This is a genomic window from Streptomyces sp. BE20 (genome assembly GCF_036322525.1).
Taxonomy (GTDB): domain Bacteria; phylum Actinomycetota; class Actinomycetes; order Streptomycetales; family Streptomycetaceae; genus Kitasatospora.
This window is the reverse complement of record NZ_JAQYWW010001223.1, coordinates 425,306-444,918: the sequence shown is the minus strand read 5'-3', so window position 1 is coordinate 444,918 and position 19,613 is coordinate 425,306. Positions and strand designations below refer to the sequence as shown.

15 protein-coding genes are annotated in these 19,613 nt (G+C 74.5%); 10 read left to right on the top strand and 5 right to left on the bottom strand.

Annotation, left to right across the window (positions count from 1 at the left end; genetic code table 11):
• The first annotated feature begins 292 nt into the window (after positions 1–292).
• Positions 293–1,471, top strand: coding sequence for a TetR/AcrR family transcriptional regulator (locus tag PUR61_RS44350; protein WP_329885632.1), 1,179 nt, complete (start codon positions 293–295; stop codon positions 1,469–1,471).
• Positions 1,472–1,591: 120 nt separating this feature from the next.
• Here the strand turns inward: PUR61_RS44350 and PUR61_RS44345 are convergent, their stop codons facing one another.
• The gene (locus tag PUR61_RS44345) at positions 1,592–1,906 is read right to left on the bottom strand and encodes a hypothetical protein (RefSeq protein ID WP_329885631.1); all 315 of its coding nucleotides are present in this window, start codon (positions 1,904–1,906) and stop codon (positions 1,592–1,594) included.
• A gap of 342 nt (positions 1,907–2,248) precedes the next feature.
• Here PUR61_RS44345 and PUR61_RS44340 point away from each other — a divergent pair, with 342 nt between their 5' ends.
• From PUR61_RS44340 to PUR61_RS44315, 6 genes are all read left to right on the top strand, one after another.
• Positions 2,249–4,255 carry an ATP-binding protein gene (locus PUR61_RS44340; RefSeq protein ID WP_329885630.1) on the top strand — a complete coding sequence of 669 codons (2,007 nt, stop codon included), beginning with the start codon at positions 2,249–2,251 and terminating at the stop codon, positions 4,253–4,255.
• Between the two features lie 178 nt (positions 4,256–4,433).
• On the top strand, positions 4,434–6,791 hold the full coding sequence (locus PUR61_RS44335; RefSeq protein WP_329885629.1) for a hypothetical protein: 2,358 nt from the start codon (positions 4,434–4,436) through the stop codon (positions 6,789–6,791).
• Between the two features lie 104 nt (positions 6,792–6,895).
• A complete protein-coding gene (locus tag PUR61_RS44330; protein WP_329885628.1) occupies positions 6,896–7,609 on the top strand; it encodes a DedA family protein in 714 nt (237 codons plus the stop codon).
• A 223-nt stretch (positions 7,610–7,832) separates the two neighbouring features.
• Positions 7,833–9,683, top strand: a complete 1,851-nt coding sequence (locus tag PUR61_RS44325) for a threonine/serine ThrE exporter family protein (RefSeq protein ID WP_329885627.1) — start codon at positions 7,833–7,835, stop codon at positions 9,681–9,683.
• Between the two features lie 89 nt (positions 9,684–9,772).
• A complete protein-coding gene (locus PUR61_RS44320) occupies positions 9,773–10,861 on the top strand; it encodes a hypothetical protein (RefSeq protein ID WP_329885626.1) in 1,089 nt (362 codons plus the stop codon).
• A 343-nt stretch (positions 10,862–11,204) separates the two neighbouring features.
• Positions 11,205–12,680, top strand: coding sequence for a C40 family peptidase (locus tag PUR61_RS44315; protein ID WP_329885625.1), 1,476 nt, complete (start codon positions 11,205–11,207; stop codon positions 12,678–12,680).
• 157 nt (positions 12,681–12,837) lie between these two features.
• Here the strand turns inward: PUR61_RS44315 and PUR61_RS44310 are convergent, their stop codons facing one another.
• Positions 12,838–13,401, bottom strand: coding sequence for a dihydrofolate reductase family protein (locus tag PUR61_RS44310; protein ID WP_329885624.1), 564 nt, complete (start codon positions 13,399–13,401; stop codon positions 12,838–12,840).
• A 175-nt stretch (positions 13,402–13,576) separates the two neighbouring features.
• Here PUR61_RS44310 and PUR61_RS44305 point away from each other — a divergent pair, with 175 nt between their 5' ends.
• On the top strand, positions 13,577–14,887 hold the full coding sequence (locus tag PUR61_RS44305; RefSeq protein ID WP_329885623.1) for a GNAT family N-acetyltransferase: 1,311 nt from the start codon (positions 13,577–13,579) through the stop codon (positions 14,885–14,887).
• Positions 14,888–14,948: 61 nt separating this feature from the next.
• Here PUR61_RS44305 and PUR61_RS44300 read toward each other — a convergent pair whose 3' ends face one another.
• The gene (locus PUR61_RS44300; RefSeq protein WP_329885622.1) at positions 14,949–15,767 is read right to left on the bottom strand and encodes a TetR/AcrR family transcriptional regulator; all 819 of its coding nucleotides are present in this window, start codon (positions 15,765–15,767) and stop codon (positions 14,949–14,951) included.
• A 184-nt stretch (positions 15,768–15,951) separates the two neighbouring features.
• Between PUR61_RS44300 and PUR61_RS44295 the strand changes: the two genes are divergently transcribed.
• The gene (locus PUR61_RS44295; protein ID WP_329885621.1) at positions 15,952–16,536 is read left to right on the top strand and encodes a GNAT family N-acetyltransferase; all 585 of its coding nucleotides are present in this window, start codon (positions 15,952–15,954) and stop codon (positions 16,534–16,536) included.
• Here PUR61_RS44295 and PUR61_RS44290 read toward each other — a convergent pair.
• Entirely contained in the window at positions 16,521–17,009 is a 489-nt protein-coding gene (locus PUR61_RS44290) for an Appr-1-p processing protein (protein WP_329885620.1), read from the bottom strand. The genes PUR61_RS44295 and PUR61_RS44290 overlap by 16 nt on opposite strands.
• A 10-nt stretch (positions 17,010–17,019) precedes the next feature.
• Positions 17,020–18,360 (bottom strand): MFS transporter, encoded by a 1,341-nt coding sequence (locus PUR61_RS44285; protein WP_329885619.1) that lies wholly within the window; start codon positions 18,358–18,360, stop codon positions 17,020–17,022.
• A 137-nt stretch (positions 18,361–18,497) separates the two neighbouring features.
• On the opposite strand from PUR61_RS44285, the gene PUR61_RS44280 reads away from it, so the two are divergent.
• Positions 18,498–19,463 carry a LysR family transcriptional regulator gene (locus PUR61_RS44280; protein ID WP_329885618.1) on the top strand — a complete coding sequence of 322 codons (966 nt, stop codon included), beginning with the start codon at positions 18,498–18,500 and terminating at the stop codon, positions 19,461–19,463.
• Positions 19,464–19,613: the final 150 nt, after the last annotated feature.

Genomic DNA, 19,613 nt, shown 5'->3' with positions numbered 1-19,613 from the left:
TCGGGTGGCCCGGTGATCGCCCCACAAGTTAATCCCCGGTAGCTTCGACTGTCCAGGGTCGGCGTGGGGCCGGAACGGGAGCGTCCGGCCCGCTTCCGGGGCCGGAGGCGCGGGGCCGGGGGCGGCCGGAAGTGAATCCCTGTTAGCCTCCCCGGTCGAGGTCGAACGACCGTCCGAACGCCTGGCCGTCCGTCCGTCCGTCCGTCCGTCAGACAGACAGACAGACAGACCTACCGGCCGGGCCGGAGTGGCGCCGGGCAGTGCGGGGAGGCGTGGAGGGCGGGAGGCCGTGGTGGTGCGACGACCGCCCGCCCGCGCCCGGCAGGCGCAGATCCTGGCCGTGGCCGCGGAACGGTTTCACCGTGACGGCTACCACCGGGTCTCGATGGCGGAGGTCGCCGCCGGGGTGGGCATCACCGCTCCCGCGCTCTACCGGCACTTCCGGGGCAAGTCCGAACTGCTCGACCGCGCCGTCCGGGTGGGCCTCGACGCACTGGCCGAGGGGGTCCGCGCCGCGGACTCGACGGCCTCCCTGGGCACCGCGCTGGCCGCCGTCGCGGTCGGGCACCGGTCGCTGGGCACGCTGGTGCAGCGGGACGCCCGACTGCTGCCGCCGCACCGGCGGGTGGCGCTCCGCCGTGAACTCCGTGCGGCCGTCGTGCGGATGGTCGTCGTGCTCCGCGCCGGGCGTCCCGAAGTCGCCGCCGGCGATGCCGAGGTGATCTGCTGGTCGGCACTGTCGGCCGGGGCCGGGCTGTCCTACCTGTCGGCCGTCCCGCAGCCGCGTCGGGCCGAGCGGCTGCTCCGCGACCTGCTCGGGGCGGTGCTGGCGGTCCGGCTGGACGCCGCCGCCGCGGCCGGGCCGCGGCCGGCTGCTCCCCGTCCGCCCGGCGGCGCGGGCGGGGCGGGGCCGCAGCCGCGTCGGGAGGAGCTGCTGGCCGCGGCCGTCCGGCTGTTCCACCGGCGCGGGTTCGACAACGTCAGCACCGACCTGCTCGGCGCCGCCGTGGGCATCTCGGGCCCCAGCGTGTACCGGCACTTCGACAGCAAGGCGCAACTGCTGGCGGTGGCGCTGGTGCGCGGCCGGGAGCGGTTGTGGCACGAGGTGGGGGGCGCGATCGCGGCCGCACCGGGCGGGCCGGAGGCGGAGCTGGTGGCGGGCCTGGCCGCCTACGTGGGTTTCGCGCTGGGCAACGGGGACTACCTGGGCGTGATGCTGAGCGAGACCGAGCGGCTGGCGCCGACGGACCGGCGGGCGGCGGTCGACTTCCGGCGGGACTTCCTGCGGACCTGGGTCGACCTGCTCGGCCGGGTCCGACCGGAGGAGGATTCGGTGACCGCGCGGATTCGGGTGCACGCGCTGTTTTCGCTGGTCAACGACGGTGTGCGGAACCGTCCGTCCGGTGCGCGTCCGGATCTCGACGACTGCCTGGTGCGGCTGGGCCGGGCCGTCCTGGGGCTCGGCCCCTGAGTCGGGCCGGGCGGGGCGCCGGGGCTCGGGACCCGACGGCCGAGGCCGGGTGCCCGCCCCGTGCTGGGGGCGGGCACCCGGCCTCGGCACGGGCCGGTGCGCCCGGGGGAGGAGTGCCGATCAGCCGCCGAAGCGCGGGGCGATCAGGGCGGCGAGGTTGCCGTTGCCCTGCAGGGCGCCGACGTTCCCGGAGTTGCCGGCCACGGCGAGGCCGTTGTTCTGGTTGCTGGCGCCGGACCCGGTGGCCGTCTGCTGGGTCGTGACCACGTTGCCGTGGACGTTGCCGATGATGTTGTTGGAGCCGGTGTTGTTCACCACGTTGCTGTTGGAGTGGTGGTCCGCGCCGGCGCCGTTGTCGGCGTGGGCGGTGCCGATGCCGGCGAGGAGGAAGGCCCCGAGGGCGGTGACGGCGGCGGCTGCGCGGATACGGGACACGGTGGTCTCCTGAGGGTGGAGTGCGAATGGTGGCGCGTTCCGGAGTGGCCGCTCCGAAGCGCCGTTGCCTGACGTCGCACGACCAGCATTCACCAGCACCGCGGACGAACTCCACCGAATGGGTGGCAATTCGCCCGATGGTGTCATCTGACGGGCATTTCCGCGCTCTTCGTCAGGGCGTCGACGGTTGCCGACCGACCCTTAAACTCCCTTTCGGGTGACGGTAGTTGGAAGGGTGTCGAACCGATCCGTTGACGTCCGGATGTCAACTCAGGGTTGACCGGACCCCTTTCCCTAGAAAGAAATGGTCGCCGGATAGTCGCACTGGCACACTGGGGACCCATGTCTGAAGGTCTCCCGCCCGACCATGCCCCCGCCGAGGATCTGCGTACGACCGAGGTCGATCTCGGCGGACTGGTGAACGTCCTCGCCACCCACCTCTACTCCACCCCGTTGGTCGCCCTGCGGGAACTCGTCCAGAACGCCCACGACTCGCACACCCGGCGCCGACTGGAGGACCCGGCCGGCGGCCACCGCCCGCTGATCCGGGTGCGCGCGGACGCCGGCCGCCGGACCGTCGGCATCGAGGACACCGGGGCCGGGCTGACCGAACCGGAGATCCACGCCTACCTGGCCACCGTCGGCACCGGCTACACCCGGATGCTGCGCGAACTCACCGGCAACCAGGAGCTGATCGGCGCCTTCGGCCTCGGTTTCCTCTCCGCCTTCTCGGTGGCCGACGAGGTCACCGTCACCACCACCTCGCACCGCGAACCGCGACGCGGTCACCGCTACCGCAGCCGGGGCGGCGAGCAGTACAGCGTCGAACCGGTGCCCGCCAGGCCGGTTCCCGGCACCCTGGTCGAGCTCGCGCTGAAGGCCGAACACGCCCACCTCGCCGACGAGTCCACGCTCCGCGAGGTGCTCGGCCGGTACTGCGTACTGCTGCCCGTCCCGGTCTACATCGGCGACGACGAGCGGCCGGTCAACGACGTCCCGGTGCCCTGGCGGCAGGACGGCGCGGCCGGCGGGGACGGCAGCGGCCCTGCCGCGGACGGCGGGAGCGCGACCGGCCGGTCCGACGGCAGGACGGCCGGCGGTGACGGGTACGCCGCCCGGATGCGGTTCGCCACCGCCTTCGGCCGCCGCTTCGAACCGCTCACGGCCTTCCCGGTCCGCCCCGTCGACGGCGATCCCGCCGAGGGCGGCACCGACGCCGTCGGCCTGCTCTGGGTCCAGGACGGCGGCACCTACGGCAGCAGCGACAACCGCGATCTCGCCGTCTACCTGCGCGGCATGCTGCTCACCGAGGACGCCCGCGACCTGCTGCCCGGCTGGGCGGGGTTCATCGGCGGGGTGGTCGAGTCCAGCCGGCTGACCCCGACCGCCAGCCGCGAGGACCTCCAGCGCGACGACCACTACCGCGCCCTCCAGCGGGCGCTCACCGACGCGGTGGTGGACGGGCTCTACGAGACCGCCCGGCTGCGGCCGGCCGTCTGGCGCCGGATCCTCGCCCGGCACGGCCAGGACCTGCTCGGCGCCGCGCTCTGCGACGAGCGGCTGTTCACCCTGCTCGCCGACGACGTCCCGGTGCCCACCTCCCAGGGCGACCTCACGGCCGGGGCGCTCCGGGCGGCCGGCGGGGGCGCGGTGCACGTCGCGCTCGGCTCCGGCGGTGGCTTCGAGGAGATGCTCTACCGCGCCATGCAGGTGCCGATCGCCCGCGGCGACCGCTACGCGGTGCTGCCCTTCCTGCGCCGCTACGCCGGGCTGCGGGACTGCCGGCTGGTCGAACTCGGCAGCGAGAGCGGCAACCGCGAGCTGTTCCGCGACCCGGAGCGCCCGCTCCCCGCGGACGAGAGCGGCTGGCTGGCCGCCGCCCTCACCGATCCGGGCGAGCAGCTCGTCCCGGCCCGGTTCGACCCGGCCGGGCTGCCGCTCGTCCTGGTGCCGGACCGGGAGGCCGAACTGAAGGCCCGGATCGAGGACGACCAGGCCGACGCCCGGATCCCGTCCGCCGCGCTCCGGCTGGCCAGGTCGTTCACCGCCCACACCGACGGCGAGGTCAAGGCCCGGCTCTACCTCAACCTGGCCTGCCCGGCCGTCCAGGACCTGCTCACCGCCTACCGGGCCGGTCACACCGGCAGCGCCACCGCCGCCGGGCTGCTCCGCTCGCTCAAGGTGATCATGGCCGCCGCCTCGTCCGGCGCCGCGCCGGGCGGCGCGTCCGGCGACCTCACCGCCGCGCTCGGCGGGATCGGCACCGCGGTCTCCGCGCTGACCGCGGCCGTCCCGCCCGGCCTGCCCGCCGTCCCGGACACCCTCGACGGACTCGCCGGGGAGGGCTGACGGGTGGATCCCGCCGGCACCCCGCCGCCTGCCGTACCCGCCCCGGCCGTGCCCGCCGTGCCCGCCGTGCCCGCGCTCGGCCGTCGGCGGAAGCACCGTCAGTGAACGACTTGTCAGTGGCGACCGCCACACTGCCCACCAGTACGACGCACCACCCGCAGGGGGAGACGGAAGCGGTATGAGCACCGACATCTGGGCCTGGGTCCACGACACCCACCGCCGCCTGGCCGAGGCCGGCCACCACCGGCTGGCCGACGCCATCTACGAGCTCCCCGGCCACGCCAACGAGGGGCGGAACGAGCAGCTCGACGCCGTCTACCCCGAGGCGGTCGCCGCCGCCCGGGCCCTCGACCTGCCCTGGGTCGAGGTCTACCTGCGGCACTGGCGGATGCAGAACCTGCTGAACAAGCGGCACCAGGGCGAACAGGCGCTGCCCGAGGCGGTCGACCTGCTGGAGTTCGCGCACCGCGAGCAGACGGCCGGCTGCCCGCAGTCCGTCTGCGTGGTGCAGGACTTCGCGATCTGCCACGCCCGGGTCGACGGCCCCGGCTACGTACCCGAGCGGCTCGCCGTGCTCAGCGAGACCCTGGAGCGGATCGAGCCGGCCCGGGCCTGCTTCGACTGCCTCTCCCGGGAGTACTCGGACGCCCTGGAGGACGACGGTCGCCCCGCCGAGGCGCTGACCTACCTGGACGCCGCCGCCGGCCGGATGCGTGCGTCCGGCCAGCAGCTCTCGCTCCACTTCCACCACGCCCGCGCCGGGACCCTGCACCTGCTCGGCCGGCACGAGGAGGTGCTCGCCCTCCTCGACACCGCCGAACAGGCCGAGCGCGCCCGCGGCCGGGAGGTCGACGAGAGCGACCGGCGCTGGGGCGCCCTGCTGCGGGCCCGCGCCCTGGCCTCGCTCGGTCGCACCGACGAGGCCACCGGCCTCCTGCCCGGCGCGGCCGAGGCGGAGCGTCACGCCGACCTCCGGCCGGCCTGGACCACCACCGTCGAGCTGCTGGTCGCCGCCGGCGCCCGGGAGAACGACGCCGAGCTGGGCATCACGCTGGCCGGCTGGGTCGGCTACCTCGACGGCACCGGCTCGCACCGGCCGTGCATCGACCTGCTGCTCGCCGCCGGACGGCTGGCGCTGGCCCGCGGCGCCCGGACGGTCGCACTCACGCTCGCCGCCACCGGCGAGCGCAAGCTCGGCTCGCTGCGCCGCCGGGACGGCGTCGCCGAGCAGGTCGCGGAGCTCCGGGCGGCCGCCGAGGCACTGCCCCGTCCCGGGCTGCCGGTCCCGGCGGAGGACCTGCCCGGCCACCTCGCCGAGGGCGGGGTGCCGTTCGAGACCGGCGCCGACCTGCTCTCCGTCGCCCTGGACCGGTACCGGGGCGAGCCGTCCGGCGCCACCGCGCTGGTCCTCCTGCAGGCCGGGGTGCTGGGCGGCCTCGGCCATCCGAGGGCCGCCGCCGACCTGCTCTGGCGGCAGCTGGACGCCGACCCGGCGGGCGAGGAACTGCCCAGCACGCTCGGCGCCTTCCTGATCGAGGCCGGCGACGCCGAGGGAGTGCGCCGGCTCGCCGACCGGCTGGCGGCGACCAGCCCGGCCGACGGCCACTGGGTCCGGGCCCGCTGGGCCGCCGCCGAGGGGCGCTGGGCCGAGGTGGTGGAGCAGTGCGAGGCGATCCTGGCGGCGCAGCCGGACCGGATCAACACCCGTCGGCTGGCCGCCGGCGCCGCCACCGAGCTGGGCGACCACGTCGCCGCGCAGCGCTTCTACCAGGACCTCCTGGTCCATGCGCTGCCCGCGGACACCGCGTCCGAGGAGGAGCTGCACCGGACGGTCCGGCCGGCCGACCTCTGGCACCTGATCACCGCCGCCACCGCCAACCGGGACTGGACGGTGGTCCGTTCCGCCGGCGCCCGGCTCGGCATCGAGTTCGACGAGCCCGAGGGCCCGGTGGACGAGGAGTGGCAGATCGTCACCGTCCGGGCCGGTCGGCGGGACGGCTCCACCGCCGACCTGCCCGCCGTCCGGACCGGCCCGGCCACCGCCCGGATCCTCCCGGTGCTCGGTGACGAGGTGCCGCTCAACCACGGCGACGTGGTGGTCTTCGCCCCCGCCCCGCTGGAGGAGCCGCCCGCCGAGTCCGCCCCGGAGGAGGAGCGGCGTGGCCGGCCCCCGGTGTTCGCCCTGCTCACTCTGCTCGACCCGGCCGGCTACACCACCTACTGGGTGGACGGCGGCTGGCCGGGCGACGAGGCGTGGGCCGAGCTGCGCGAGAAGCTGCGGGGCGAGGGCTACGCGGTCTGGGCGTACAGCGGCGACCAGTACACCATCACCGACCCGGCCGACGAGGACGCCGTGCTGCCCGGGATCTACGCGGCCCTCGCGGTGCCGCCCACCGCGCACGCCGCCGACGCCGACGCACTGCTGCACCGGTTCACCGACTCCTGGCCGCACCCGCTGGCCTGGCTGGAGCTGGCCGAGGCGGCGGGTGCGGACACCGCCGCGCACCGGGAGGTGATCGAGCGGTACGGGCTGTAGTCCGGAGCCCCCGCGGCCACGGGGCGGACCCGACGGCAGGGGGAGTTCTTGGTGAATGCTTTACTGTTTCATTGCCAAGAGTCGACCCTTCAGGAGTCCGCCCCGTGACCAGCCTCGCCCTCGGCCCGTCCTGGCTCGATCCGACCTACCTGATCTCCACCTTCGAGCTGATCGGCATCCTCGCGATCGTCTTCGCCGAGTCCGGCCTGCTGATCGGCTTCTTCCTCCCCGGGGACTCGCTGCTCTTCACCGCCGGCCTGCTGGTCGCCGGCGACACCTACCTGCAGCAGCCGCTCTGGCTGGTCTGCTCGCTGATCGTGGTCGCCGCGGTGGCGGGGGACCAGGTCGGCTACCTGTTCGGCCGGAAGGTCGGACCGAGCCTGTTCCGGCGCCCCGACTCGCGGCTGTTCAAGCAGGAGAACGTGGAGAAGGCGGCGGCCTTCTTCGACCGGCACGGGCCCAAGGCGATCGTGCTGGCCCGCTTCGTGCCGATCGTCCGGACCTTCACCCCGATCGTCGCCGGGGTGAGCAGGATGAACTACCGCACCTTCGTCCTCTTCAACGTCATCGGCGGCGTGCTCTGGGGCGGCGGCGTCACCGTGCTCGGGTACTTCCTCGGGCAGATCCCGTTCGTCCGGGAGCACATCGAGGCGATCCTGATCGGCATCGTGCTGTTCTCGGTCGTCCCCGTGGCCGTCGAACTGCTCCGCGCCCGCCGGTCCCGGCCGTCCGCCGAGCCGGTGCCGTCCGCCGCGCAGGCCGGGTCCGCCGAGCACGCCCCGCCGGTGTCGGCCGGTGGCCGACACCGCGCCCGGTAGCACCCCGCGCCCGGCCGCGCACCCGCCGCCGCCCCGCCGCTCCCGCCGTCAGCCGCCGCACCACCCCGCCTCGTGCGCCCACCCCGCCGGGGAGGAGCCCGGGCGGGGCCGTGCTCGCCGCCGCGTACATGTGCGTCCGGCAGTTCGATCAGGCAAGGTGTATCCGGAGATCGAACGGCGGCCCGGGGTGGCCCGGCGCCGTCAGGGGCGGCAAGGAGTGGAAGTGCCTAAGCGGGGCCGGTCGGGTGGCGGCAAGAGGGCCAGGGGCGGCCGAGCGGCCCGGCCCCAGCGGCAGGCCCGTCCGGCGCCCGGGGCGCAGCCGGTCCACCCGTCGGAGGCGCCGCCCACGGAAGGGCTGCTCGGTCACCCCGCTCCCGTCGCCGAGCACACCGTGCTGGTGCCGTTCCTCCTGCCGGCCCCCGAGACCAAGGGCCTGCTGACGCCCGAGCCGGAGCCCGCACCGGAGCCCGAGCCGGAGCCCCTTCCCGAGCCGGAGCCCGGACCCGAGCCCCTCCCCGGGCCGGACCAGCCGCGGGCCGCGGCGTACCGCCGGCGTCCGGGTGCCGAGGACACCCTCACCCCCGAGGAGTGGCGCGCCGCCGGCTACACGCCGCCCACCGGCGTCGCCGTCCCCGCGCTCATGCCCGGAGCCCCGGGCGAGGCACCCTGGCCGGACCGGATGCGCACCCTGCTGCGCATCCCGATGTCCGAGCGCCCGTCCTTCGAGCGGACCGCCCGCGAGCTGCACCCCTCCGCCGGCCGCAACGTCCCCCGCATCCTCGACCTGACGCTCCGTATCGGCGAGCTGCTGCTCGCCAGCGGCGAGGCCGCCGAGGACGTCGAGGCGGCCATGCTCGGCATCGCGCACGCCTACCGGCTGGACCGCTGCGAGCCGCAGGTCACCTTCACCCTGATCGGCATCTCGCACCAGCCGTCGCTGGTCGAGCCGCCGATCACCGCCGACCGCGTGGTCCGCCGCCGGACCTCCGACTACACCCGGCTCAACGCGGTGTACGAGCTGGTCGCCGACATCACCGCCGAGAAGGTGAGCGTCAACGACGCGTACCGCAGGCTGGCGCTGATCCGCCGCAACCGGCACCCGTACCCGGCCTGGCTGCTCGCGCTGAACACCGGTCTGCTGGCCGGCGCGGCGACCTTCCTGGTCGGCGGGCGGATCGACGACAAGGCCTGGCTGGTCTTCATCAGCGCCTTCGTCGCCGCCGTGCTGGGTGACCGGATGGCCTCGACGATCGCCCGCCGCGGGCTGCCGGAGTTCTACCAGTTCGTGCTGGCCGCGATGCCGGCCGCCGCCTCCGGCCTCATCCTCTCCTTCAACGACCTGGGCCTGCGGGGATCCGTGGTGATCACCGGCGGGCTGTTCGCCCTGCTGCCCGGCCGGGCCCTGGTCGCCGCCGTCCAGGACGGTCTGACCGGCTTCTACATCACCGCAGCGGCCCGGCTGCTGGAGGTGATCTACCTGGTGGCGGGCATCGTCATCGGCGTGATGCTGATCCTGTACCTCGGGGTCGGGTTCCAGGCCAAGCTCCGGCCGGACGAGTCGCTGGTCGGGGTCAACTACCCGCCGGTCCAGATGATCGCCGCGCTGGTGCTGACGCTGGCCTTCGCGATGCTGCTGCAGACCGACCGCCGCTCGCTCGCCCTGGTCACCCTGAACAGCGGCATCGGCTGGGCCAGCTACGGCGTGCTGGTCTACAACGCCGCCATCTCGCCGATCGTCGCGACCGGCGTGGCGGCCGGCCTGGTCGGCCTCTTCGGGCAGCTGATGGCCCGCTACCGCAACGGCTCCGCGCTGCCGTACGTGACCGCCGCGATCGGGCCGCTGATGCCCGGCTCGGCGCTCTACCTCGGCATGCTCTCCTTCGCCCAGGGGCACGCGAGCGGGGGTCTGGTCCAGATCACCCGGGCCGCCGCGATCGCCCTGGCGCTGGCGATCGGGGTGAACCTGGGCGGTGAGATCGCCCGTCTCTTCATGAAGCTGCCGGTCGGTGTCGAGCGGCCGTCGCTGGCCCCGGTCGTCCCCCGGCGGGCGGCCAAGCGCACGCGGGGCTTCTGACGCCCCTACGGGCACGGGTTCGGACGCCGTTGGCCCCCGGGCCATGTCGTGGCAGAGCGGACGCAGTACCAGGAACGAAGGTAAGACGCATGACCACACTGCTGGACGGCTACCGCGACCACATCGTCGCCACGCACAAGCAACCGCTGCTCCTGCTGCTGGTCGGGTTCATCACGTCCTTCGTCTTCATCCGGTTCAGCGTGCGGATGATCAGGGCCCAGGTGCGCTGGTGGCCCGGCAACGTGACCCCCGGTGGGCTCCACATCCACCACATGGTGTTCGGTCTCGGCTTCCTGCTGGCCGGGGGGATCGGGGTGTTCGCCACCTACGGCGGGCACCCGTGGATCGACGTCTTCGGGCTGCTCTTCGGCATCGGCTGCGGTCTGGTGCTGGACGAGTTCGCGCTGATCCTGCACCTCGACGACGTGTACTGGAGCGAGCAGGGCCGCAAGTCGGTGGACGCGGTGATCTTCGGGATCCTCTTCACCGGCCTGCTGCTCATCGGGTACGTGCCGCTGGGTGTGGTCCCCGGGGAGGAGACCAGGTGGGGGCTGGTCACCGTGATCTCGATCAACGCGCTGGCCTCGATCGTGACCCTCCTCAAGGGCAAGGTGTGGACCGGTCTGCTCGGGATCATGGTGCCGGGCCTCTCCTGGATCGGTGCGATCCGGCTGGGGCGGCCGAGCAGTCCTTGGGCGCGCTGGCGCTACGCCACGCGCCCGCGCCGACGGGCGCGTGCGCTCCGGCGCGAGCGCCGACTGCACCGGCGTGCGGACATCGCCCGCACCTGGCTTTTCGACCTGATCGCGGGCGCCCCCGACAAGGTGCCGGCGAACCATCCCGCCGCGCACCGGGTGGCCGAGCGGATGGCCGCCCGGGCCAGCGCCCACCTCGACGCGCACACCGCCCGGGCACTGGCCCGTCGGTCCGCCCGGCTGGCCGACCGCCGCTCGGCGGCGGGCGCGGCGGAGCACGGGGCCGGAGGCCGGGGGGCCGGCGGCTTCGGCGGGTACGGCGCTCCGGCGGACCCGCCGGGCCGGGAGGGTGGCGCGCGGCAGCGCCGGCGCACCGTCCGGGCCGGCCGCAGCCGGACGTACGCGGCCCGTCCGACCGGTCTGGAGCCCCGGCCCGACCGCCCGCGCCGGTTGCGGACGCACACGCCACGGATCCGCCGGTAGTGCGTGTACCTTGCGTTGGAGCAGGTCCGAGGCCATCAGGTCGGGGCCAATATCCGGTCAGATCATCCGATAGTCACCCGGCCGGCGGTGCGGGCTTCAGGTGTGAAAGCCGCCCGACTTGAGAACATGGCGGTCAGTGACCGTCTTGTCACGCAATGGGATGGTTCGTCCGGCCGTCATCGGCGGACGGGGGTCGTCGGGCCGCCCGGCCGTCGGGTCATCCGGCCGCCCGGTCGTCGGGCCGTCGCCGGGCCGGTGCCGGATCTTCGCCGAACGGGCGCGGTTCCGCCGCCGCCGGGTACGGCGGGCCGTCCTCCCTCGTGACCGTTCGAAGGGGTGACCCGTGGCGCGCAGAATCCTGCCGACCCTCCTGATTGCCCTCACCGCCCTGCTCGGTCTCCTTCCCGCGGCGACGGCCGCCCCCGCCGATCCGGCCGCCCCGGCCGAGCCGGCCACCTCCGCCGAGCCGGGCGCTGCCGCCCCCGTAGCGGCCGGGCCGGGGGAGGGGGCGTACCCGTCCGCCCAGGAGATCGACGAGTCCCGGGCCGAGGCCGACCGCCGGGCCGGCTCGGTCGCCGCCATCGAGGCCGGCCTCACCGCGGCCAAGGGCGAACTCGACCAGGCCGGCCGCACCGCAGAGCAGGCCGTCGAGGCCTACAACGGCGCGCAGCTCGGCCTCACCCGGGCCCGCGGCGAGGAGTCCGCCGCCGGCGACCGGGCCGCGGCGGCCGAGGCCGATCGGGTCGAGGCCGCCGAGAGCGCCGCCCAGTTGGCCGCCGAAACGTACCGGCAGGGCACCAGCGCCGGGCTCTCCGCCGTCAACGCGCTCCTCGGTGCCCGGGGGCCGCGCGAGGCGGGGGACCAGGCCGCCGTGGTCGGTGTCGCCAGCGACCGGACCCGGCAGATCCTCGACGCGGCGGTCTCGACGGCGGAAGCCGCCGGCCGGGCGTCCAGTGCCGCGCGGGTCGCCACCGAGACCGCCGCCCGGGCCGCAGCTGAGGTCGGCGCGGCCCGGGAGCGGGCCGAGGCCGGGCTGACGGCGCAGCAGGAGCAGGTCGTCGCGGTCGGACTGCGGCGGGAGCAACTGCTCGCCGACCTGGCCGCCGCCCGGCACACCACCGTCGAGATGGAGCGGCAACGGCGCGAGGCACTGGAGGCGATCGCCGCTCGGGAGGCCGAGGCCGCCGCCCGTGCCGCTGCCGAGAAGGCCGCGGCGGAACGGGAGGCCGCGGAGCGGGCCGCGGCGGAACAGGCAGCCGCCGAGCGGGCCGCGGCGGAACAGGCAGCCGCCGAGCGGGCGGCGGCGGAACGGGCCGCCGCCGAGCGGGCCGCGGCGGAGAAGTCGGCTGCCGATCGGGCGGCCGCCGAGAAGGCCGCTGCCGAGAAGGCCCCCGGGGTGGCGAAGGGGCCCGCCGCGCCCGCCGCCGTCCCGCCGCCCGCCCGGCCCTGGTCGGCCGAGGGCGCCGCCGCCGCAGTGGCCTTCGCGAAGTCCAGGATCGGCCTGCCCTACGTCTGGGGCGGCGAGGGGCCGGGCGGCTACGACTGCTCGGGGCTGACCATGATGGCCTGGCGTCAGGGCGGCAAGCCGCTCAACCACTTCGCCGCCGACCAGTACGCGCAGTCCTCCCCGATCACCTACCGTCAGCTGCGTCCCGGGGACCTGGTCTTCTGGAGCTCCACCGGTCGTGCGGCCGACATCCACCACGTCGGCCTGTACATCGGCGACGACCAGATGATCGAGGCCCCCCGCCCGGGCACGCGGATCAAGCAGGCCAGCCTCTGGATCATGGGCACCCCCGACTTCTACGCCCGCCCCTGACCCGGGCCCCTCGCCGATGCAGGGTCCCCAGAGCCCCGGCAGAATCTCACGGCACTCGGCAGATGGACGGCAGAAGTGCCACTGCCATGAGACCTGCCGTTCAGGGCTTCACCCGTGGGTGGTTCGGGCGGTAGCCCGGGTCGCCGGGGACGCGCGCTCAGCGCCTCGTCTCGTACCTGGTCAGGACCACGCCGCAGGGGAGCGTCCGCGTCTCCACCAGGTTGAGGTTCACCCAGCTGTCCAGCGCGGTGAAGAACGGCGTGCCGCCGCCCACCAGGACCGGCGCGGTGGCCAGTACGTACTCGTCAATCAGCCCGGCCCGTACGGCAGCCCCGGCGAGCGTCGCGCCGCCGATGTCCATCGGGCCGCCTTCCTCGGCCTTGAGCCGGGTGATCTCGGCGACCGCGTCGCCGGTGACCAGGCGGGTGTTCCAGTCGACCTCGTCGATCGTCGAGGAGAACACCACCTTCGACATGTCCCGCCAGCGGCGCGCGAACTCGATCTCCGCCGGGGTGGCGTCGGGCCGCCGGTCGCCGGTCGGCCAGTAGGAGCTCATCGTCTGCCACAGCTTGCGCCCGTACAGCGTCAGGTCGGTCGCCTGCAACTGGTCGGACCAGAACTGGAACAGTTCGTCGCTCGGCACGCTCCAGCCGATGTCGTCGCCGGGCGCGGCGATGTAGCCGTCCAGGGTCAGGTTCATGCCGTAGATCAGTTTTCGCATGGCGCCAGTCTTCCGTGAGTCGGTCTCACGCGTACGGACCGGCGCGGCCCCGTCCACCCGCCGCCGACCCGTCCCCGACCCGCCTCCGACCCGGGGCCGGCACTGCCCGCAGGGCCACGGCCGCCGGGGGAATAAATCGGATGCCGTTGGCGAAAACCCGCCGTACGGTGGGCGAATGGGCATTGACGCACACGGTGGGACCCGTGACCCGGGCAGCCGGCCGGAGGAGCAGACCGACACCATCGGCGGCATCGAGATCCGGTCGATCGCCGAGGACGAGATCGAGCCGTGGGACCGGGCGCTCGTCGTCGGCTTCCTGCGCCCGCACGTCGGCAGCGCGGCCGACTACCGCAGACGGCAGTGGCAGCCGGGCCGGATGCTCACCGCCGTCGACGCGGGCAGGTTCGTCGCCACCTACCGCAGCTTCGACACCGAGCTGACCGTCCCCGGCGGCGCCGTCGTCACGGCGAACGCGCTGACGGCCGTCACGGTGACCGCCACCCACCGTCGGCGCGGACTGCTCAGCGGCATGATGACCCGGGACCTCGCGGCGGCGCGCGAGCGCGGCGCGGCGGTCGCGATCCTGATCGCCGCCGAGTACAACATCTACGGACGCTTCGGCTTCGGACCGGCCACCCGGGGCCACGGCTGGAACATCGACCTGCAGCGCGCAGGCGGCCTGCGGGCCGGGTTGCCCACGGTGCCCGGCGGGCGGATCGACCTCGTCACCATGGCGGAGCTCCGCAAGCTCGGCCCTGAGCTGCACGACCGCTGGCGGCTCACCCAGCCAGGTGCGATCGCCCGCGACGAGGTGATGTGGAAGCGCTACACCGGCGAGATCGAGGTGCCGGGCTTCGACTGGAAGGAGCCCTTCGCCGCCGTCCACCGGGACGCCGAGGGCACCGCCACCGGCCTGGCCGTCTACAAGATCGACGACGCCTGGGACGGCTCCTACCCGAACTGCACCCTCACCGTGCTCGACCTCGTCGCCCTCGACCGGGGCGCCGGCGCCGAACTCTGGCGCTACCTCTTCTCGGTGGACTGGGTGCGCAAGGTCGTGGTGGAGAACATCGGGCCGGACGACCCGTTGCCGCTCCTGCTGAACGACCCGCGCGCGGCCACCCCGTACGCGGACAACGCCGACTTCATGTGGCTGCGGGTGCTGGACGTCGAGGCGGCCTTCAACGCCCGGACGTACGGCGCGCCGGGCCGGGTGGTGCTGGAGGTGGAGGACCGCGACGGCTACGCGGCCGGCCGCTGGGCGATCGACGTGGGCGCGGACGGCACCGGCCGATGCAGCCGGACCGCCGACGAGGCCGATCTGGCGATGGACGCCTCGGTGCTGGGCTCGCTCTACCTGAGCGGCGAGACGGTGCCGCGGCTCGCCGCGGCCGGTCTGGTCACCGAGCTGCGGCCCCGTGCGGCGGCCGACGCCGACCTGCTGCTCCGTACGCCACTGCTGGCATGGAACCTCGACGGCTTCTGATCCGTCGGCGACCGGCCGGCCCGTACGGGCCGGCCGGTCCCGTTGCCGGGGCCGTCGGCGACTACTTGACCGCCGTCCTGCCGATGGTGGGCAGGATGAAGTCCTGGATCAGGCCCTTGGCGTCGCGGACGATCGGGCGGAACACCCGGTAGCGCGAGAGGTTGATGACGCGTGCGGCCATGGGCGTCGACCGCCGGACGAACTCCCGGGTGCGCTCGGTGTCGGGCGTCCGGTCGAACACCCAGTAGAGCACCACGACCATCAGGTGCAGCCACAGGACGTCGGGCAGCAGCTCCACCAGCTCGGTGTCCAGCTTGGGCGCCAGGTCGGAGCCCTCCAACACCTCGCGGAACAGTGCCACGGCGGTGGCGCGGGCCGGGTGGGACTCGTTGGAGAACGGGCTGAGCGAGCTCGTCGGGTCGGCGGCGGTGCGGAAGAACTGCGCCGCGAACTCGTGGTACGGGGCGGCCGTGTCGAGCCAGGACGTCAGCGCGATCTCCAGCCGCTCCGAGAACTCCCGGGTGTGGGCCATGCGGTTCCTGGCGTCCGCGGCGTGGTCGTACGTCATGCGGTCGTAGAACCCCTGGATCAGGAATTCCTTCGCCGAGAAGTAGTAGTACGCGTTGCCGACCGAGACGCCCGCCTCGGTGGCGATCGCCCGCATCGTGGTCTTCTCGTATCCGCGCTCCTGGAACAGCCGCATGGCCGTCTCCAGGATCAGGGCCCGGGTCTGCTCGCTCTTGTCGGTCTTCGGCTGGGCGCGGCTGCCGCGTGCCTCGGCCGACGGCGCCGCGGGGTTCGGCCCGGCGCCCTCGGCGCCGTCCGTTCCGCTGGTTCCGCTGGTCCCGTTCGTACCGTTCGTCGCTGCCAGGTCGTCCACGGGCCCGAGCCTAGCCCGATCGGTCAGTCCCGGGCGGTGTCGGTGCGGGGGGTACCGGATGCCCCCTGCGCATCCGGTGCCGTCGCTTCGCCGCCTTGTCTTTCGAGCGCGTTCAAAAGCATGTCGTGACTGTAGCGGCAGAGATTGAACATGTTCAACATGGAGGGTGTGGCAAGCTCGTCACATGATCACCACCATTCGCCGGGGCACCGGACGCGACGCCGAGGCCGTGGCCGGGCTGCACGCCGCCAGCTGGCGGACCGCCTACGCCGGTATCGTCCCGGCGCCGGCGCTCGGTGACGGGCTGGCCGCCGAACGGCGCGAGATCTGGGCGCTGCGGCTCACCGTCGACTACGGCGATCCGGAGGTCACCCCCGAGCTGCTGGTCGCCGAACGGGCCGACGTGGTCGTCGGGTTCGCCTACCTCGTCCCCCAGCCGGACGGCCGGGTGCTGCTCGACAACCTGCACGTCCGCCCCGGGCTCACCGGCGGCGGCATCGGCCGCGAGCTGATGGACGCGGCGCTCGCCCACGTCGCCACCCGCCACCCGGGCGCCGACCTCTACCTGGAGGTGCTGACCGCCAACACGCGGGCGGTCGCGTTCTACGAGCGCGCCGGGGGCCGGCGCACGGCGACCGGCGAGGGTGTCTTCCCCGGCGGCTACCGGCTGCCCGAGTACGAGTACACCTGGCCGGCCCGGGTGCACCGGACCGAGGTCGGGGACCGGCCGGCCGGGGCGGACGCCGCCACCGGTCAGTCGCGGTCGTAGACCGTCACCGGTATCCCCCGATCCGTCAGGCGGGCCGTCACCAGCGGCTCCACCAGCTCCCACCGGCCGCCGGCCGGCCCGCACCCGATCCGCGGCATGTGGACCGATGCCCCCAACCCGGCCGCGTGCCCGCCGAGTGCGGTCAGCGCCGTGTCGATCGCCTCGTGCCGCACCGGCACCGCGGTCGAGCGGGCCGTGCGGATGCCGTGCTGTCCCACCATGTTGGCCACCCAGAGGGACTCGTCGACCCGGACGAACTGCACGGCGCCCAGGCCGAAGTCGTTCCCCGCGCGCTCCCGGTGCCGGCGGCGGAAGGCCCGCTCCGGCTCCGGCCACCGGCGCGAGAGCGCCAGTACGAACCCCCTTCCCCAGCCGCCCAGGTTGTTGCACACGTGTGCGATGACCTTCACGCCCTGGTCCCGGGGGGCCGTGGCATCGCCACGGACGTACCGGACGCCGCTCTCCGTTGTCATGATTCGAACGTTAGTGCGCACCACGGACGGAACGCGCGGCAGTTTCGTCCGAAGCCCTCGAAGCCCCCGAGTTCCCCGGGGCCGTCGGCGTTTCCGACGCTTCCGGGGCCGTCACCGCTGCGGTCTCCGGAGCGGCGTCCGCAGGTGCCGCCACCCCCGCCACCCCCAGGTGGCGCCGCCCGGCCAGGGCGATCAGCAGGGCGAGTGAGGCGGCCCCGGCCGGGAGCCAGAAGCCGGCCCCCGGTCCGGCCCGCTCCGCGACCACGCCCGCCAGCGAGGAGCCGGCCGAAATCCCGACCAGGATCCCGGACACCGCGATCGCCATCGCCTCGTTCAACTGCCTCTGCGGCAGCAGCTCCTGGATGAGAGTCATCCCGGTGACCATGGTCGGCGCGGTACCCGTCCCGGCGACGAAGAGCGCCGCCCCGAGCAGTGCGAGCCCGGCCCCGCCGAGCCCGGCGGCCAGCGGCAGGAGCAGCAGTCCGGCCATCGCGGCGACGCCCCACAGAAAGCGGACACCCGGTGCCCGGCGCGGGCGGAGGGTCCCGAACGCCAGCCCGGCCACGCAGGACCCGGCGGCCACCAGCCCCAGCAGTACGCCGGCCACCGGCCGTCGGCCCAGGGAGTCGGCGTACGCGACGGTGGTCAGTTCCAGCGAGCCGAAGATCACGCCCGTGGCGAGGAAGGTCAGCACCAGCACCCGCAGCCCCGGCGCCCGGAGCGGCGAGCCGTGCCGCTCGCCCGCCGCCCGCTCCGCCAGGGGCGGTTCGGTGCGCCGCTGGGCCGCGAAGAGCAGGGCGCCACCGGTGCCGAACGCTCCGGCGGTCAGCATCCCGGCCTCCGGCGCGAACGCGGTGCAGAGCACCATGCCGAGCACCGGTCCGGCCATGAAGCAGAGCTCGTCCAGCGCCTGTTCGAAGGAGTTGGCCAGGTGCCGTGCGGCCGGGTCGTCCCGGTACAGGTGTGCCCAGCGGGCCCGCGCCATGCCGCCCAGATTGGGTGCGGCCGCGCAGGCCGCCCAGCACGCGTAGAGCGTCCAGTCGGGCGCTTCGAACCGGACGAGCAGCAGCAGTCCGGTGAACGGCAGCGCGTTGTACAGGGCGGCCGGCACCGCCACCCGTGACTGCCCGTACCGGTCGACCAGCCGTCCGAGCAGCGGCATGCCGATCGCCCCGGTGGCCAGCCCGGCCGCCGCGACGGTGCCCGCCAGCGCGTACGAACCGCGCCGGTCGGCGAGCAGCACCACGAGGGAGACGCCGGTCATCGACATCGAGAGCCGGCCGAGCAGCCCGGCGAGGGTGAACGCGGCGGTGCCGGGCCGGGTGAACAGCCGGCGGTACGAGGCGAGCATGGGACTCCGCGGGGAGAGGAAGGGGGAGGGACCCAGCCTCGGTCCGGCGACCGGTCGTGGTCCAACACCTGTTTCGCCGCACTGACAACAGAATGCTGTCGATCGACCCGGCCCGACCTCGTTGCTAGCCTGCCGCCATGTCCCGTGACCTGCACCCCCGCCTGCTCCGAGGCTTCGTGGCGACCGCCGAGACGCTGCACTTCGGCCGGGCCGCCGAGCGCCTGCACGTGGCCCAGCAGGCGCTCAGCCGGGATGTGCGCGCGCTGGAGCGGCTGCTCGGCGACGCGCTGTTCACCCGGACCACGCGGAGCGTCGAACTCACCCCGGCCGGGATCGGGTTGCTGCCCCGGGCGCGCCGTCTGCTGGCCCTGCACGACGAGATCCTGAGCGGCGCCGCCCACCGCCCGCTGCTGCTCGACCTCAACAGCGACGTCACCGGACCCGACCTCACCGGCGTCCGGTTGCTCGAACGGGCCCGCGCGGCCCGGCCGGACGGCGAACTCCTGGCACGCTTCCACGGTGGTCTCGCGGCGGCCTCGGCCGAGCTGCTCGCCCACCGGCTGGACGTCTCGTTCGGCCGGTTCGCCGGCCTGCCGGCCGGGGTGCGGGCCCAACTCGCGCAGGTGCCGGTCCGGTTGGAGCGGGTGTCGGTGATGATGAAGGCCGGGCACGTACTCGCGGACCGGCCGGCGCTGCGTCTCGCCGACCTGGCCGGGCACCCGGTGGACGTGTGTGCAGGCAACCCGGCCACCACCGAGTGGGCCGATCTCGGAGTCCGGCTGCTGCGCGAGCACGGCCTGACCCCGGCCGCGCCGTACGTCCCGCCGGTCGGCGTGGACGAGACCGCCCGCTACCTCGCCCGGCACGGCGATCCGATGCTGACCACCGTCGGCGGCCCGTTGATCCCGGGAGCGGTGAACGTGCCGCTGGTGGATCCGGTGCCGCTCAGTCTGGTGAGCCTGGTGCACCGCCCGGACCTGCGGCACCCCGGGCTGGTCGCGTTGCGTGCGGCTGCTGCCGAACTCGGCGCGCGTGAACAGTGGCTGCGTCGGCCGGCGGGCAGCTGGCTGCCCGCGGCGGACGGCGCGCTGCTGGCCGTCTGATCGCCGAGTGGACCCGAGCCGGGCGGCAGGGCGCGGCGGGCGGGGTGGGCCGGACTCGGGCGGGGCCTCGGCGCGGCCGGATCCGGCCGTCAAATCCGTGTGCGAACCGGGCGCCCGGCAGGAATCGCGCCGTAAGCGGCCGTTGTTGTG

Coding starts and splice junctions, on each gene's coding strand:
- PUR61_RS44340 (WP_329885630.1), top strand. CDS start 2,249: ATGTCTGAAGGTCTCCCGCCCGACCATGCCCCCGCCGAGGATCTGCGT.
- PUR61_RS44335 (WP_329885629.1), top strand. CDS start 4,434: ATGAGCACCGACATCTGGGCCTGGGTCCACGACACCCACCGCCGCCTG.
- PUR61_RS44320 (WP_329885626.1), top strand. CDS start 9,773: ATGACCACACTGCTGGACGGCTACCGCGACCACATCGTCGCCACGCAC.
- PUR61_RS44310 (WP_329885624.1), bottom strand. CDS start 13,401: ATGCGAAAACTGATCTACGGCATGAACCTGACCCTGGACGGCTACATC.
- PUR61_RS44305 (WP_329885623.1), top strand. CDS start 13,577: ATGGGCATTGACGCACACGGTGGGACCCGTGACCCGGGCAGCCGGCCG.
- PUR61_RS44295 (WP_329885621.1), top strand. CDS start 15,952: ATGATCACCACCATTCGCCGGGGCACCGGACGCGACGCCGAGGCCGTG.
- PUR61_RS44290 (WP_329885620.1), bottom strand. CDS start 17,009: ATGACAACGGAGAGCGGCGTCCGGTACGTCCGTGGCGATGCCACGGCC.
- PUR61_RS44285 (WP_329885619.1), bottom strand. CDS start 18,360: ATGCTCGCCTCGTACCGCCGGCTGTTCACCCGGCCCGGCACCGCCGCG.
- PUR61_RS44280 (WP_329885618.1), top strand. CDS start 18,498: ATGTCCCGTGACCTGCACCCCCGCCTGCTCCGAGGCTTCGTGGCGACC.